This is a genomic window from Desulfuromusa kysingii, assembly GCF_900107645.1.
Taxonomy (GTDB): domain Bacteria; phylum Desulfobacterota; class Desulfuromonadia; order Desulfuromonadales; family Geopsychrobacteraceae; genus Desulfuromusa; species Desulfuromusa kysingii.
On the sequence record NZ_FNQN01000005.1, the window covers coordinates 150,104 to 164,831 of the forward strand.

Below are 14,728 nucleotides of genomic sequence, written 5' to 3' on the forward strand. Positions count from 1 at the left end.
TATAATCTATGAGATATTTTTCTTCTAGTGATTGACGAAACCGATTTAATCGTCTTTACTTGAAAGAGTAGGTGAAATTATTAGTGAAATATCTATCTTGTATCGCTAAACTGTTGCTCGCAAAACATCGTGTTGAGCCTGTCAACATCCTAACCGAATTGAGGAGGTAACAATGTCAAAAATGAAATGCTTTTGGCTCATTATGGCAGTAACCATGATGATCAGTTTTGCCGGATCAGCTTTTGCTAAGCCAATCGAAATCAACTGGTGGCACGCTATGCGAGGCGCTCGTGGTGAAACGGTACAAAAAATCGTTGATGGTTTTAACAGTTCACAATCCGAGTACAAAGTTATTCCCACTTACAAAGGCGAATATGACGAAGTCGTGAATGCTGGTGTCGCGGCGGTCAGGGCCGGAAAGCAACCGCATATTCTCCAATCTTTTGAAGTCGGCACGCAGACGATGATGCTCTCAGGTGCTATTTATCCCGTCTATCAATTGATGGCAGACAAGGGTTATAAAATTGATTGGAGCCGATACCTCCAACCGGTCCTCTCATACTACATGAATGCAGACGGCAATCTGATGTCAATGCCGTTTAACTCCTCGACACCGGTCATGTACTACAATGTCGAGTTGTTCAAGAAAGCCGGGATTCCCATGCTCTCCAAGGATGAGCCTATTACTTGGGATGAAATGGGTGAGATTACCGCTAAGTTGGTTAAATCAGGCGTTGAAGGGGGGATGGTTACCGCTTGGCAATCCTGGACACAGGTTGAAAACTACAGTGCTATTCAGAACCTTCCCTTTGCCAGTAAGGCCAATGGCTATGAAGGTCTGGATACTGAACTGCAGATCAATAATGATAAAGTCATCAACCACATTGCCCGGCTGAAAAGCTGGATGAGTGACAATCGTTTCTATTATGGTGGGCAAAAATATCAGGGTCCGAAGTCTGAATTTATTGCTCAAAATGCAGGGATTTATATTGACTCGATCAGTGGTATCGCTAAACTTCAGGCTGCTGCCACGTTCGACTGGGATGTTGCCCCGTTGCCAGTAGAGTCCTGGAACAAAAAACCACAAAACAGTATTATCGGTGGGGCTTCTTTGTGGGTTTTTAAGGGGCTTCCAGCGAAAGATTATGCCGGTGTTGCTGCATTCATGAATTATCTTTCGGGCAACGGTCCGCAGATTCTCTGGCACAAGGAGACTGGGTATTTCCCAATTACTCTAGGTGCTTATGAGCAACTTAAAGAAGAGGGCTACTACAAAGAGAATCCGTTCCAAGAGGTCGGAATCAAGCAGTTGACACGGCAGATCCCGAACAAGAATTCCCGCGGGTTGCGTCTTGGTTATTTTATCCAGATCCGTAATATCGTCAATGAAGAGCTTGAATTGGTATGGAATGATTCCAAAACACCTCAGCAAGCTATGGACAGTGCTGTTGCCAGAAGTAACATTAAGTTACGTGAGTTCGAAAGAACCTACAAGTAACGGCTATTTTAATTATTTTTTGCATTGATGCTGCCGGGGCATCTTCTTATTGAGGATGCCCCGCTATTAGTGATACTATCCCAACTATGATAAAAAAACGCTCATATTTTAAGTCGCGATCACTTCCTTATCTGCTGATCCTGCCTCAGGTATTGATTACATTAACCTTCTTCTACTGGCCTGCAGTGCAAGGGGTGGTTTCCTCTTTTCAACTGAGTGATCCCTTCGGGCTTTACACCAAATTTGTCTGGTTTGATAACTTTATTGCCCTGTTTAAAGACCCTCTCTATTTGAAATCAATTGCAACGACACTTTTTTTTAGTGGCTCCGTTGCATTTGTTTCCATCACTTTCGGTCTGTTCCTGGCAACGATGGCCAATCGGGTGCTGAAGGTCACGACCCTGACCCGCACGCTTTTGATCTGGCCTTACGCGATCGCTCCAGCAATTTCGGGGATCTTGTGGCTGTTTCTGCTGCACCCCTCCTACGGGGTAGTGGCTATATTTATTGAAGACTTTCTAGGGATTGACTGGAATCCTCTGTTGCAAAGTTCTCATGCTATGCTGATGATTGTTATGGCCAGTGCCTGGAAAAATGTCAGCTATAATTTTGTCTTTTTTCTTGCCGGCCTACAGGCTATCCCTCACTCGCTGATTGAGGCTGCCGCTATGGATGGAGCCAGCCCGTTTCGGCGGTTCTGGACCATCACCTTTCCGCTGCTTTCACCGACCATGTTTTTTGTCACCGTCATGACGATTATTTTTTCATTTTTTGAGTCATTTGGAATTATCCATGCGGTCACTCAGGGTGGTCCTGGTGGATCTACCAATATCTTGGTTTATAAGGTTTATCAAGATGGTTTCATCGGTTTAAACCTTGGTTCATCTTCTGCTCAATCGGTTGTGTTGATGAGTTTAATTATTCTGATCACTTTTCTGCAGTTTAAATATGTCGAACGTAAAGTTCAGTACACAGGCTAACGCTTATGATGGTAGAAAAGACCCCCAAACTTGATCTGTTCACCTATGGCGCATTAATCCTTGGGATTATCGCTGTCGGGTTTCCGATTCTGTATGCAATTATCGCTGCGACTCTGTCCCTTGAGGAGGTCTCGCGCGTCCCCATGTCAATGATACCAGGGGACCAATTATTCAACAATCTGCACCAAGCCTGGACGCAAGGAGATTTAGGGACACAGCTATATAACTCTTTTATTATGGCGAGTGGAATTACCCTCGGCAAGATTATTGTCTCCTTATTTGGTGCTTTCTCAATTGTTTATTTCGATTACCGTCTCCGGAGTGTCGCCTTTGCTGCGGTGTTTTGCACTCTCATGCTCCCGGTTGAAGTCCGTATTCTGCCAACCTACGAAATGGCCGCAAACTTGTTTGGTCCTCTACAAGGGATTTGGGATGCTCTTGGATTGAACAGTATTGTCAGTTGGTTCGCCGGTCATGATATTGAAGTGAATTTGGATTTCAGCTTGTTGGACAGTTATGCTGGTCTGATTCTGCCGCTGACAGCTTCGGCGACCTGTACTTTTCTGTTCCGACAGTTTTTTCTCACCATCCCGGAAGAACTTTGTGAAGCGGCTAAAATGGATGGCGCCTCACCCATGACCTTTTTTTGGAGAATTCTCCTTCCCCTCTCCAAGACCAATATCGCAGCACTCGTGGTTATTGAGTTTGTCTATGGCTGGAACCAATACCTCTGGCCACTTTTGATTACCACAGACCCAAAGATGACGACCGCTGTTATTGGTCTTAAAAGCCTGCTTCCTTCGCCTGAAGATCCGCCTGATTGGCATATTGCCATGGCCGGAGCGCTGATTGTTATGTTACCACCAGTTCTGGTTGTGATCTTTATGCAACGCTGGTTTGTCAAAGGTCTGGTTGAGCGGGAGAAGTAACCGATGTGCAAAGATCCTCACAACCATCCGCGCATTGTTGATCTGCAGGACTATCTTTCCGGTTGCACCTGTGAACAGGAGCATCCGGCCCCAGAAGTGACCCTCTATCGTGGTGCGGACGCCTGTCAGGTCCTGGCCCGAGATTGCCGAGCTATCTATCAGGATCAGCCGGTTTTACTCCTTTTCGATCCAGATACTTATGCTGTCGCTGGTGCTGAACTGCAGCAATGTCTCATTGCTGAAAATGTTAACCTGACAACCTATCAATTCGATTCTCACCCTGTTGCAACAGATACATTGATTGCAACTGTCAGTGCTTTGATTCATGCGAGTGTCCTGATTATTTCTGTGGGTTCGGGGACGGTCAATGATCTGGGAAAATATTCGTCCAGCGAAGCTAAAATTGATTTCTGGAGCGTACCAACAGCCCCATCAATGAATGGCTATACCTCTGGTATTGCCGCAATCAAGGTCAAGGGGGTAAAGAGAACCCTCCCTGCGACTCCGCCCCAAAGACTATATGTTCTTCCTGAGGTTATCCAACAGGCACCATTAAAGCTGCGTCAAGCAGGTTTTTGTGATGTTCTGGCAAAAGTCGTCTCCGATATTGACTGGCAGTGTGAATCGCTTTTGTTCAGTGGCGGCTATTGTGGCCTGCCAGCGACAATGATGGCAGGGGTCGAAAAGAGTTACTCCGAGCATCCTGAGGAAATCGGTCGTGGTGATGAGTCAGCCGTTATGGGATTGTTTAACGGTTTGCTGTTATCCGGGGTGGCTATGAGTTTGGCAGGATCAAGTGCCCCTGCTTCTGGAGGGGAGCACTTGGTGTCTCACTTCTGGGATATGCGCGAAGCTATCACTGGCAGAGAGCCGGAACTGCATGGTTTGCAGGTTGGTGCCGGGATTATCCTGTCGACGGCCTGCTATCAACGACTCAGACAATTAGATTCGGCAGCATTGCAGCCGCAAGCAGATCGGATTTTTGCTGCAACAGCGGCACAGATCCCAGTTATTTGGGGTCCTTACGCTGCGGAGGTTGATAAGCAGTTTCAAAACAAACGGGAATTACTTAAACAGTTTGATCATCTCCTGCCGCAAAAGTGGGAGGAGTTACAATCCCTTTTTCAACAAGTCCCATCACCAGAGTATTTTGCTGCGCTGTTTGCTCGAACCGGTGCCCCATTTAATCTGGACGCCTTCCGTCTGACAGAGGAGGAGTTCACCCTCGCGGCACTCAACGGCCGGGCAATCCGCGAACGGATTACCGTTCTCGACTTGGCCGCTAACGCTGGAGTCCTGGAAGCCGCCACTGAGGATGCTCTCCAACTCTTGCGCTGACAGGTTTCCTGATGAAGAATATTTTGCCCATGTTGCTGCTGATCATCGTTCTGCTAGCCTTGGGCATATCGTTCTATAAGCCCTATGACCAGCTCACCTGGCTTCTCGAAACCGCCCCAGTTATGATCGGCATTGTCTTGATTCTGCTGACTTGGCGCCACTTTCCATTAACACCTCTCCTCTGTTGTCTTCTCAGTTTTCATGCTCTGATTTTAATTTTGGGAGGGCACTACAGTTACGCTAAGGTACCGCTCGGATTCTGGTTGGAAGATCTCTTTGATTTTAGCCGTAATAACTACGACCGCATTGGTCATATCGCCCAAGGGTTTGTCCCTGCGATCCTCGCTCGCGAGATTTTGCTCCGTCGCTCACCTCTTGTTCCGGGGAAATGGCTCTTTTTTCTAGTGACCAGTGTGTGTTTAGCGTTCAGTGCCTTCTACGAGCTGTTGGAATGGTGGACGGCGTTGCTCTCAGGAGATGCGGCAACCGCTTTTCTGGGGACTCAGGGCGATATCTGGGATACCCAATGGGACATGTTTTTCGCCTTCAGCGGAGCAATGGCGGCACAACTGTTATTGTCCCGCTGGCACAACCGGCAACTCAAAGAACTTGCCCTGAAAATTAAAGGATAATTTTCGCACTGAAAGCGGAGGCTGATAACCGGGAATAACTCCCTGAGAAAGTTATCCTCGGCTGTTGGCGTTTTCCAGCAAAGAAAAATCGATTCGTCTGCGCCAGAGTTCAACCTTTGCGACTTTCACTTTAACGGGCATGCCCACTCGGAACTCGTTACGGCGATGCTCACCAACCAGTGTCATAGTGGTCGAATCAAAATGGTAATAATCATCTTGTAAAGTACGCAGATGCACCAGCCCTTCGACATAGATACCATCTAACTCAACAAAAAATCCAAACTCCGTCACCGATGAAATGGTCCCGCTAAACTCTTCGCCTAAGCGTTTGCTGATCACCTGACAACAGCGGAGATTGACCAGATCCCGTTCTGCCTGCATTGCCCGGCGCTCTTTGGTCGAACAATCAAGACCAAGTTTCGTCAGTTGACTCATGGTGAGGGAGGCGGATTGAGGTTGTTCGGACAGTGCCAGTTTCAGAATTCGGTGCACAACAAGATCAGGATAACGGCGAATCGGCGAAGTAAAATGGCAATAACAATCGGTTGCAAGGCCGAAGTGGCCACTGTTGACAGGAGAGTAGCAGGCTTGTTGTAAGCTGCGTAGCAGTTGCTGACTGATGAGTCGTGCTTCCGGTTTATCGGCAATATCGATGAGTAGCTGTTGCAGGGATGTTTGCAGTTTTTTTCCCAACACCAGCCCCACTCCACATTGAGCAGCGAGTTGTTGCAACTCTTGTAATTTCAACAGGTCGGGTTCTTCGTGGATACGGTAAAGGAAGTTCCACCCTTTCTCAGTTAAATAGTCAGCGACGGCTTCATTGGCAGCCAACATGAACTCTTCTATCAGTCGATGGGCCATGGTCCGCTCAGTTTTGACCAGATCGATGGGGGCACCATCGCTATCCAATACGACTTCGACCTCAGGCAAATCCAGATCAAGACTGCCCCTTAATTGTCGCTTTTGACCAAGAGCTGTTGCCAGCTCGACCATCTGCTGCAATTGTGGGATCAGATCGATATCCAAATCAGATTGAGCAGGGTTCTGCAGACAGACTGAGACTTGAGTGTAGGTTAAACGCGCGTGACTACGTATGACCGCTGGGTAAAAGTTGGATTCAAGACGGGTGCCATCTGCTGAGAACAGGAGTTCAGCGGTCATCACCAGCCGCTCTTCATCTGGATTGAGAGAACAAATACCATTGCTCAGAGCGGCAGGAAGCATGGGCAGACAAAACCCTGGGAAGTAGACGCTGGTGCCGCGTTCAATGGCATCAATATCGAGAGGAGATTGTGGTGTGACATAGTGAGAAACATCAGCAATGGCAACCCAAAGCTTCCAAGATCCATCTGCTTGAGTTTGTAGCGCAACGGCGTCATCGAAGTCCTTAGCTGTCTCACCATCAATGGTGACCAGCGGCAGATGGCGTAAATCAACCCGCTCAACAATCTCTTCCGGAGTGATGCTCGTGGTTGCGATTTCGGCTTGGGCTAAAGCTGCGTCGGAAAAGCGGTGAGGCAGATCATGGCTGCGGATGACAGTTTCGATATCGACCTGCGGGTTATTTGCAGCTCCAATAACCTCGACAATCTCTCCTCTGGCTGGAATATCACCATGGGCATATTGGCTGATCTCAACTTCGACAATCTCGCCAGGATTAACATTGTTGCTCCTACTGACGAGAATTTGCCCCCCCAACTTCTTGTTCAACGGCCAGACCTCAGCCCCTTTGCCACGTTGCTGGTAAAAACCGATCATGCGTTTGTGCGCCCGTTGCACAACCTTAAGGACCTTCGCATAGTGACGTCGGTCACGCGGTGAAACATGGCAACTGACCTGAACTCGATCACCCTCCATGGCACTGCCAACGTAACGCGCAGGTATAAACAGATCTTCTTTTTGCTCCTCATCGAGACGTAAAAAGCCATAACCTTTGTCAGCCAGGGAAAAGAGCCCTTCAAGGGTCCGTTGCTGTTGAGGGAGTAAACGATAGCCGCCGCGACGTTCTTGCAAGGTGCCATTGCTGTTTAATCGTTCCAGCGCCTTGCTCAACAGCTTTCGTTCTCTGCCGTGCAGGTCTAATCGCTCAGCGAGCTCGCGGCGTGTCAAGGATCTTTTTTTTCGACGAGAAAGAAGGCCAATAATTTTATCTTCTAAAGTTTGCATAGATCATATTCTATATGAAACGAAGAGAGAATGATCAAAAAAGGTAGCAGTTCGGCAGCGGATCGGCAAAAAAGAATGAAAAGATACCGAAGAGAAGTTATGTCGAAACAAGGGAGACAGTTTGAGGAGGCAAAAGTGCTGGATAAATTCTTGATTTCACAGATCAGCGGTGCTAAAACTGACTCTCTGATTTCATAAAAAAACAACGTCGGGGCGTAGCGCAGCTTGGTAGCGCACCTGCTTCGGGAGCAGGGGGTCGGAAGTTCAAATCTTCTCGCCCCGACCAACTTTAAGAGCACTTAGGGGATACTCTCTAGGTGCTTTTTTAATGTAGAATCGAATCCTATGGAAATAGAACTTTGGCAGTATTTTTCGGTCTTTTTGTTGATTGGTTTTGCTGGCTTTATTGACTCTATTGCGGGTGGTGGTGGGTTGATTGCGGTGCCGACCTACTTGGCCTTGGGGGTTCCCACTGAGTTGATTCTGGGGACCAACAAGTGTGTCAGTTCCTCTGGAACAACCTTTGCTGTGTACCGTTATATTAAAAGCGGTTCAATCCTCTGGCAAACGGTTATTTATGCGATTGTTGCTGCCTTAGTTGGATCTGCTATAGGGGCCTCTCTCTCGGTTTACCTCTCCCGCAGCGTTATCTTTACCTTGTTGTTAGTCGTCATTCCTCTGCTGTTATATCTCCAAGCCCAGCACATGGGATCACTAAAGATAAAGGGAGAACTAACACGCCAACAGATTGCAATCCGCTCGTCTTTGGCAGGTTTTTTCATCGGTGGTTATGATGGCCTTTTTGGCCCTGGAACCGGAACTTTCTTATTGTTAGCCTTTATGCTCTTTTTGCATATGAGTACGAAAGAGGCCAGCGCCAATGCCAGAATCGTCAATTATGCTTCTAATATTTCTGCCTTTATCTATTTTCTTTATCAAGGACGAATTTTCTGGCCGATAGCTTTGGTCGCAATTGCTGGTGCTATCTGTGGTAACTGGCTGGGAAGTGGACTGGTTATCAATAAAGCGGATAAGGTCGTGGTGCCAGTCTTCCGCTTTGTGCTGATGTTGTTGATGCTCAAATGTGGTTACGATCTGTTTTTAGCATAGATCCACTCTTTCCTTATTAATTCATGACTTCCATCTTACTCAGCTTTTTGCCAAGTACTGCGGCGATAATAACCAATATCGAAGAAATAAAAATCATAATGATTCCAAGAGCCGATAACGGCCCCCATAAGCCATCTTCTGCAAAGTTGAGAATCTGAACGGCAAGAACTTCGGTCCCTGGACGGGAGAGGACAACAGAGAGTGTTAGTTCGCGCAAGAACATACTCGCCATCAGAATCCAACCGGAGACGATACCGGGAATCAAAAGAGGAATGACAATTCGGCGCATGGTGTAGAAGGGGGTCGCTCCACAGACCCGGGAGGATTCTTCTAAATGACTGTGAATCTGGACGAACGCACTGGAAATTGGTCTGATCCCATAAGGTAGATAGGTGGCAATATAACCGATTAGCAAAGCTGTGATCGTCCCATAGATAGGGGTGCGGACGAAAAACCACATGAACCCGACGCCGATGACAATACCGGGGAAGGAAAACGAAAGAAAGCTGAGCGATTCGAGAATTCCCGACGCTGTAGAGCGGACCTTGACGATCACATAGGAGACGAAGATGGATAAGGTCGTGCCAATGGTGGCGCCAACCACGCCGAGGAATAGACTGTTTTTCAGCGAGAGCAATGAGATTGGATCGCTAAGGACCTCAGTCCAATTATCCCACGACATCATTGCAAAGGCTTTGGCACTTGGCACCATTGAATACGGGAGCATGGAGGTATAAAAAAGGACCATGACCGGCAACAAGATCAGGATAAAGGAAAGAAAACCGACAACGATAAACAGGGGGTATTTGCCCTTTTTCAGCTTAATCATCGTCGGTTTAAAGCCCCGACTGGAAATAGTGACGAACTTTCCACTCTCGGATGTCAGGTAACGATAAACGTAGATTAACGTGATTGATGCAGCTAATGCACTCATGCCAATCGCTGCGGCCTTACCGAAATCAGCGGCAAAACCGGTCGCAATATTGCGGTAGATGTGAGTTGACAGGACATAGATGCGACCGGGCATGCCGATGACTGATGGCACCGCAAAAGAAGCGAGGCTTCTGACGATCACCAGAATGGCAGAGGCGAGAATCGCTGGTCGGAGTACCGGGAGAGTCACCTTCATCAACGTCCGCAGGTTGGACGCCCCGCAGACCTTGGAAGATTCTTCCAGTGAAACATCAAATGCACTCATTGCCGGGGCAATGATCAGGTAGGCAATCGGCAGGTCCAACAACCCTTCTACAAGGATCATTCCTGGCAAGGTATAGATATCAAAGAGGGCCTCTTTGAGGCCAAACAGATCCATCAGCAGTCGGTTCAAGGTGCCGTTACTGGGATTGAGTAATAATACCCAACTGACCGAAAAGAGGATGTGCGGAATCATCATTGGCACAATGGCGATGACTTTGAAGATGAATTTAAATGGCAGGTCTGTTCGGGTGTTGACATAGGCCAGAAACAGCGCTAGCAGGGTAGCGACCAGTGCAGATCCACCAGTGAAAAGGACAGTATTCCAGAGGATGGCGGCAAAATCTGGATCGGTATAAGCCTCAACATATTTAATGGTCGTAAACTGGCCGAACGAGACAAAGTCTGCTGAGAAGCTACCCAGTAACAGCATGATGACCGGGCAGAGGGTCAGGAAACCAACGATGACAATCAGGGTGGTGGTCAGAGTCGGTTTTTTAAACATAGAATCACCTATCAAAAACGAACACAGGCTGCGTTGCCTATGCCGAAAGAAGGAAACAATGATCGGGGTCAAAAGAGATGGATATTTTGTCCCCTTCAACAATGTTTGCCGTGGGCTCAATGGTGGTGGTCAGCAGGGTATCTCCGATCCGGATTTCCCCTTCGTAGGCTTCACCAATAAAGATCAGTGATTCCATCTGCCCACTGAAAATGTTTTGACCTTGCTTGCCCTGTTCCGGGGCGAGGCGGATAAATTCAGGGCGGACACAGAGCATGGCACTCTGACCTACGGAGATTCCCTGGCTGTTGAGCGCAAGAATAGAACCGATTTCAGAGGCAATGATCGCGTGCTCTCCTTCTTGTTTTTCGATTTTGCCTTTGATCAAGTTTGCCCGGCCGATGAAGTCAGCGACAAATTTGTCATCTGAATTAAAATAGATTTTTTTGGGATCGCCGATTTCGATGATTTTTCCTGCACGCATAACAGCGATCAGATCAGACAGCGCCAAAGCCTCAATCCGGTCATGGGTGACATAAATCGCGGTAATTTTCAATTCTGTGAGAAAACTGCGCAGCTCTTTACGTGTCTCTTCGCGAAGTTTAGCATCCAGATTACTTAATGGTTCATCAAAGAGGATCACTTTTGGTTCGGCGACCAATGCCCGAGCTAAGGCAACGCGTTGCTGTTGCCCGCCGCTCAGTTTTGTTGCCGGACGATTTTCAAAACCGTCCAATTGAACGAACTTGAGGGCCTTTACGACCTGTTGGCGAATTTTGTCTTTAGGGGTTCGGTTGGTTTGTAGGGGATAAGCAACATTGTCAAAAACATTCATGTGGGGCCAGATCGCATAGGTTTGAAAAACCATTCCGAGGCCTCTGTTTTCAGGGGGAATAAAAAGACCTTTATCTTTTGAGAAGACGAGGTCATCACCGATGTAAATGTCACCATCATCCGGTGTTTCCAGCCCGACAATACAGCGAAGCAAGGTTGTTTTTCCGCAACCGCTTGGGCCCAGGAGAGTGAAAATTTTGTTGGCTGGAATGGTTAGGTCGACATGATCAAGAGCTTTGATCTGTTTCCCTTCAGAATAGTAAGTCCGTGTCAGATCTTTAATTCGGATTTCCATAAGACCTCGAAGTCATGGCTGTAGCCAGTGGTCACAATTGGGGCAGCCCAATGCCGTGGCTGCCCCGATTTTGAAAAATTAGAAACTATTTTTCGTAGAAGATCTTGCGGAACTCTTTGCCCCAACTACGAATTTCATCATCAGAAAGAGATCTGATAGGCAGCACTTTTACGGTGCTGATTCCATCAATAGGTGGAAAAACCCCAGGCGCAAGAACATATTCACCAACTTGGCTGGCCAGCAACTGCATGGCATTTTTGCTCAACCAATAATCAACAAATTCTTGTGCTGCTTTTGGATCGGAGGCGTTAGCAGCGACAGCAATCCCACGTGGAGTTCCCAACAACGTATCAACTTTGGCCCAGGCAAGAGGGGCAGGTGCTTTTGATATGATATATTTAGGCATGGAAATCCCCAGCACTTTCTCGCCGCTTTCTATCGGAGCCGGAGTCGGGCCAAAAGATTTGACAAACATCGGCTTATTGGCAGCAAGGCCTTTCAGGAACTTCATCCAGCCCGCATCATCGCCGAAAATTTTCGCTTCTTTCATGCCGACCAGCCAGGAAATGGTTGTTGCGTGTGAAGCGGGGTCAGGCATAACCATTTTATTGTACCATTTCGGATCGGTCAGATCTTCGTAGCGGGTGGGAACATCTTCTGGTTTGACCAGATCCTTATTATAAATAGGGGCAACATATTCAATGCCAAACTGGATGATGGAGTCATCTTCTTGTGCCCATGTCGGGTATCCTGCTGCTGCCGCTGATTTATAAGGTGCAAGAACCCCTTTTTCTTTTAAGATTTGCATAATTGGGAGGGGGCTCTGTAAGACATCGGCACGCAACTTACCCGCTGAAAATTCAGTTAAGACTGTTGCCAGATACTTGGAGGTTGAGATCCGTGTATAAATTGCCCCAGGAGTATGACTGCTATTGAAGTCATCAATAATTGGCTCAATTGCTGTGATATTAGCGTAAAAGTTGATTTTTTCGGCAGCTAGGGCAGCACCAAAAGATCCGCAGATAAGAACAAGACTCAACAGTAGAACCAACATTTTTTTCATAAAAATTACTCCTTTCAAAAAATCCTGTAGTGAAGAAGATGATTTCGGAAAAAGTTTATTCTTTGTCGTGTATTACATGCATTTGTTAAATCGTATTCCCTATAAATATCAGTCTAGCAGATAAAAGCTTGGGTTAAAGGGGGGAGGTTGGATTGTGTCGATTTTAGGTGGATGGGGGCCGGTTATATTGACGCTGTTGCCATGGCGGAAACTTAATTTTTGGGATCAGAAATTATTTTTAAGTAAGAGTTTCATCTGGCTGTAAGATCGTCCGTCTCTGTTGCCACCCTGATAGCATTGGTGGTGACCTGTTTTACCCCCTGCGTCGCTCAAACAGGGATTGTAAATCAAGGAGAAAGATGATCTGCCCATCTCCCAGAATTGTCCCGCCACTGCAACCACGAATTTGATCAAACGGGGCCGGTAAGCGCTGCACATAGACCTCCTGCTGACCTACCAACTGATCGACCACCAGCCCTATTTTTCGCCCAAGGACTTCAGTAATAACCAGAGGGATCGGGTCGAGGGCCACGTTCTTAGAATACTTCAAGATTTTTCGCAGTGATATCAGTGGCAAACGCTCGTCGTGGTAATTTATCATCAGCTGCTTACCACTGCTTTGAACCTCTTCAGGTGCAATCTCAGCGGTTTGTATGACCCGCGAGATGGGCATGGCCATTTTAGCCCCGTTGCATTCGACAATAAGCACGCGGATAATTGCCAGAGAGAGCGGAACCTTAAGGGTGATCCGCGCCCCTTCTCCCGGAGCAGAATCGATTAGTAAAATCCCCCCAATATGCTCGACTGCCGTTTTAACCACGTCCATACCGACACCCCGCCCGGATGTCTGGCTGACTTCCTGAGCTGTGGAAAAACCGGGACGACAGAGCAATTGAAACAGGTCGTAATCACGGATAGTTTGCGCCTGACTTGGGTTCAGAAAGCCCTTATCTAACGCTTTTTGCCGGATTTTTTCCGGATCGATCCCGCGACCGTCATCTGCAACCTGAATCAGAATCTGGTCCCTTTCCCGCCAAGCTTTAATTGAGACGGTTCCACGTGACTCAATGCCGTGATCGACGGCATTGCGAACCATATGGACGAGTGGATCTGTCAATTCCTCAACAATGGCACGATCCAACTCTATCTCGGCCCCTTCTACCTTTAATTGAATCTCTTTAGCCAGACTGCGGGAGAGGTCATGGACCGTTCGTGATAAGCGCCCTGTCAAGCCTTCCAGAGAGACCATCCGTACTTTCAAAACCTGATGATGGAGATTTTTTACCAGCCGTTTTAACTGGCCGACGCCATCATCCAACTCTTGCCAGTTTTTTTCTTTGAGGGCATTTTGCAGCTGATAGCGGTTGGTAATCAGTTCACCGGTGAGATTAATGAAGTGGTCAAGGAGTTCAGTGCTGATCCGTACCGTTTTATCTGCAGGGCTTTTTGACAATGATTTCACCGGTTTGTTGATTTTACCGGGGAAGGTAATCTCTTGCAGTTCGCTATATCTAAGCAGTTGTTGCTTGATTTGCTCTTGAGGGGTATCGCTGAGTAAGCGGACGAATAATTGATCAGGGACGTTTCCCTGCAGAAGCTCATCTGTGGATGGGGTGGATTCGATAATTGTTCCGAATTTAGACAAAGTTTTTAACAGCACCAGAAACCGGGGTCCCGGAGCTGCGACTGTCGCTTTGAGTTGCAGCTGCACAAGCAGCCCTTCTCCCTCTGATGACAGAGGATCTTTTCGCTGGGGACTGTCCAGAGTTGTGCTGGTGCCTGTTTCTTTGGGACTGGTCGCGATGAAGCTGGCGACACATCGCTCCTCATGATTATTGCGGATGTCATCCAGCAATAACTTGAAGAGGTCTGTTGCCTCCAATAACCAGTCAATCTCGACGCCGCTAATCCGTCCCAGTTTGCGGCAGATATCGAGGCGATTTTCGAGGTGATGGGACAGCTTTGTGGTTTCCGCATGTTCCATGGTGGCTGCCATCCCCTTGATGGAATGGGCTTCACGAAACAGTGCATCAATACCATCCTGATCCTGTGGGTCCAGATCAAGTTGCATCAGAATATCGACCATTGACTCCAGATGTTCGGCAGCCTCGGCCAGAAACATATCTCTAAATTTGTCTATTTCCATCAATGGAAACCCATTCTGTCAGTTCATTCACAGTTATCATT

Annotated in this window: 11 protein-coding genes and 1 tRNA gene; 7 read left to right on the forward strand and 5 right to left on the reverse strand. The window is 47.6% G+C overall.

Annotated elements, in window-relative coordinates:
• The first annotated feature begins 172 nt into the window (after nucleotides 1-172).
• From ugpB to BLU87_RS09635, 5 genes are all read left to right on the forward strand, one after another.
• Nucleotides 173-1,498 (forward strand): sn-glycerol-3-phosphate ABC transporter substrate-binding protein UgpB, encoded by a 1,326-nt coding sequence (gene ugpB, locus BLU87_RS09615; protein WP_175498339.1) that lies wholly within the window; start codon nucleotides 173-175, stop codon nucleotides 1,496-1,498.
• A gap of 89 nt (nucleotides 1,499-1,587) precedes the next feature.
• Nucleotides 1,588-2,478 carry a sn-glycerol-3-phosphate ABC transporter permease UgpA gene (gene ugpA, locus BLU87_RS09620; protein WP_175498348.1) on the forward strand — a complete coding sequence of 297 codons (891 nt, stop codon included), beginning with the start codon at nucleotides 1,588-1,590 and terminating at the stop codon, nucleotides 2,476-2,478.
• A gap of 8 nt (nucleotides 2,479-2,486) precedes the next feature.
• Entirely contained in the window at nucleotides 2,487-3,407 is a 921-nt protein-coding gene (locus tag BLU87_RS09625) for an ABC transporter permease subunit (protein ID WP_092347799.1), read from the forward strand.
• Between the two features lie 3 nt (nucleotides 3,408-3,410).
• Nucleotides 3,411-4,745 (forward strand): iron-containing alcohol dehydrogenase, encoded by a 1,335-nt coding sequence (locus BLU87_RS09630; RefSeq protein ID WP_092347415.1) that lies wholly within the window; start codon nucleotides 3,411-3,413, stop codon nucleotides 4,743-4,745.
• A gap of 11 nt (nucleotides 4,746-4,756) precedes the next feature.
• Nucleotides 4,757-5,377, forward strand: coding sequence for a DUF2238 domain-containing protein (locus tag BLU87_RS09635; RefSeq protein WP_217637477.1), 621 nt, complete (start codon nucleotides 4,757-4,759; stop codon nucleotides 5,375-5,377).
• 51 nt (nucleotides 5,378-5,428) lie between these two features.
• On the opposite strand, the gene rnr is transcribed toward BLU87_RS09635, so the two are convergent.
• Nucleotides 5,429-7,543, reverse strand: coding sequence for a ribonuclease R (rnr, locus tag BLU87_RS09640; protein WP_092347418.1), 2,115 nt, complete (start codon nucleotides 7,541-7,543; stop codon nucleotides 5,429-5,431).
• Nucleotides 7,544-7,752: 209 nt separating this feature from the next.
• On the opposite strand from rnr, the gene BLU87_RS09645 reads away from it, so the two are divergent.
• A tRNA-Pro gene (locus tag BLU87_RS09645) sits at nucleotides 7,753-7,829 on the forward strand.
• Nucleotides 7,830-7,888: 59 nt separating this feature from the next.
• Nucleotides 7,889-8,653, forward strand: coding sequence for a sulfite exporter TauE/SafE family protein (locus tag BLU87_RS09650; protein ID WP_092347421.1), 765 nt, complete (start codon nucleotides 7,889-7,891; stop codon nucleotides 8,651-8,653).
• 16 nt (nucleotides 8,654-8,669) lie between these two features.
• Here BLU87_RS09650 and BLU87_RS09655 read toward each other — a convergent pair whose 3' ends face one another.
• The 4 genes from BLU87_RS09655 to BLU87_RS09670 form a co-directional block, all read right to left on the reverse strand.
• Entirely contained in the window at nucleotides 8,670-10,352 is a 1,683-nt protein-coding gene (locus tag BLU87_RS09655) for an ABC transporter permease (protein WP_092347424.1), read from the reverse strand.
• Nucleotides 10,353-10,389: 37 nt separating this feature from the next.
• A complete protein-coding gene (locus BLU87_RS09660; RefSeq protein WP_092347428.1) occupies nucleotides 10,390-11,478 on the reverse strand; it encodes an ABC transporter ATP-binding protein in 1,089 nt (362 codons plus the stop codon).
• Nucleotides 11,479-11,563: 85 nt separating this feature from the next.
• A complete protein-coding gene (locus BLU87_RS09665; RefSeq protein ID WP_092347430.1) occupies nucleotides 11,564-12,541 on the reverse strand; it encodes an ABC transporter substrate-binding protein in 978 nt (325 codons plus the stop codon).
• 313 nt (nucleotides 12,542-12,854) lie between these two features.
• Nucleotides 12,855-14,687: a chemotaxis protein CheA gene (locus tag BLU87_RS09670; RefSeq protein ID WP_092347433.1), complete on the reverse strand. Its 1,833-nt coding sequence runs from the start codon at nucleotides 14,685-14,687 to the stop codon at nucleotides 12,855-12,857.
• Nucleotides 14,688-14,728: the final 41 nt, after the last annotated feature.

Bases quoted from the DNA above. Each gene is read 5' to 3' on its own strand.
- ugpB (WP_175498339.1), top strand. From the start codon at position 173: ATGTCAAAAATGAAATGCTTTTGGCTCATTATGGCAGTAACCATGATG.
- BLU87_RS09625 (WP_092347799.1), top strand. From the start codon at position 2,487: ATGGTAGAAAAGACCCCCAAACTTGATCTGTTCACCTATGGCGCATTA.
- BLU87_RS09630 (WP_092347415.1), top strand. From the start codon at position 3,411: ATGTGCAAAGATCCTCACAACCATCCGCGCATTGTTGATCTGCAGGAC.
- BLU87_RS09635 (WP_217637477.1), top strand. From the start codon at position 4,757: ATGAAGAATATTTTGCCCATGTTGCTGCTGATCATCGTTCTGCTAGCC.
- rnr (WP_092347418.1), bottom strand. From the start codon at position 7,543: ATGCAAACTTTAGAAGATAAAATTATTGGCCTTCTTTCTCGTCGAAAA.
- BLU87_RS09650 (WP_092347421.1), top strand. From the start codon at position 7,889: ATGGAAATAGAACTTTGGCAGTATTTTTCGGTCTTTTTGTTGATTGGT.
- BLU87_RS09655 (WP_092347424.1), bottom strand. From the start codon at position 10,352: ATGTTTAAAAAACCGACTCTGACCACCACCCTGATTGTCATCGTTGGT.
- BLU87_RS09660 (WP_092347428.1), bottom strand. From the start codon at position 11,478: ATGGAAATCCGAATTAAAGATCTGACACGGACTTACTATTCTGAAGGG.
- BLU87_RS09665 (WP_092347430.1), bottom strand. From the start codon at position 12,541: ATGAAAAAAATGTTGGTTCTACTGTTGAGTCTTGTTCTTATCTGCGGA.
- BLU87_RS09670 (WP_092347433.1), bottom strand. From the start codon at position 14,687: ATGGAAATAGACAAATTTAGAGATATGTTTCTGGCCGAGGCTGCCGAA.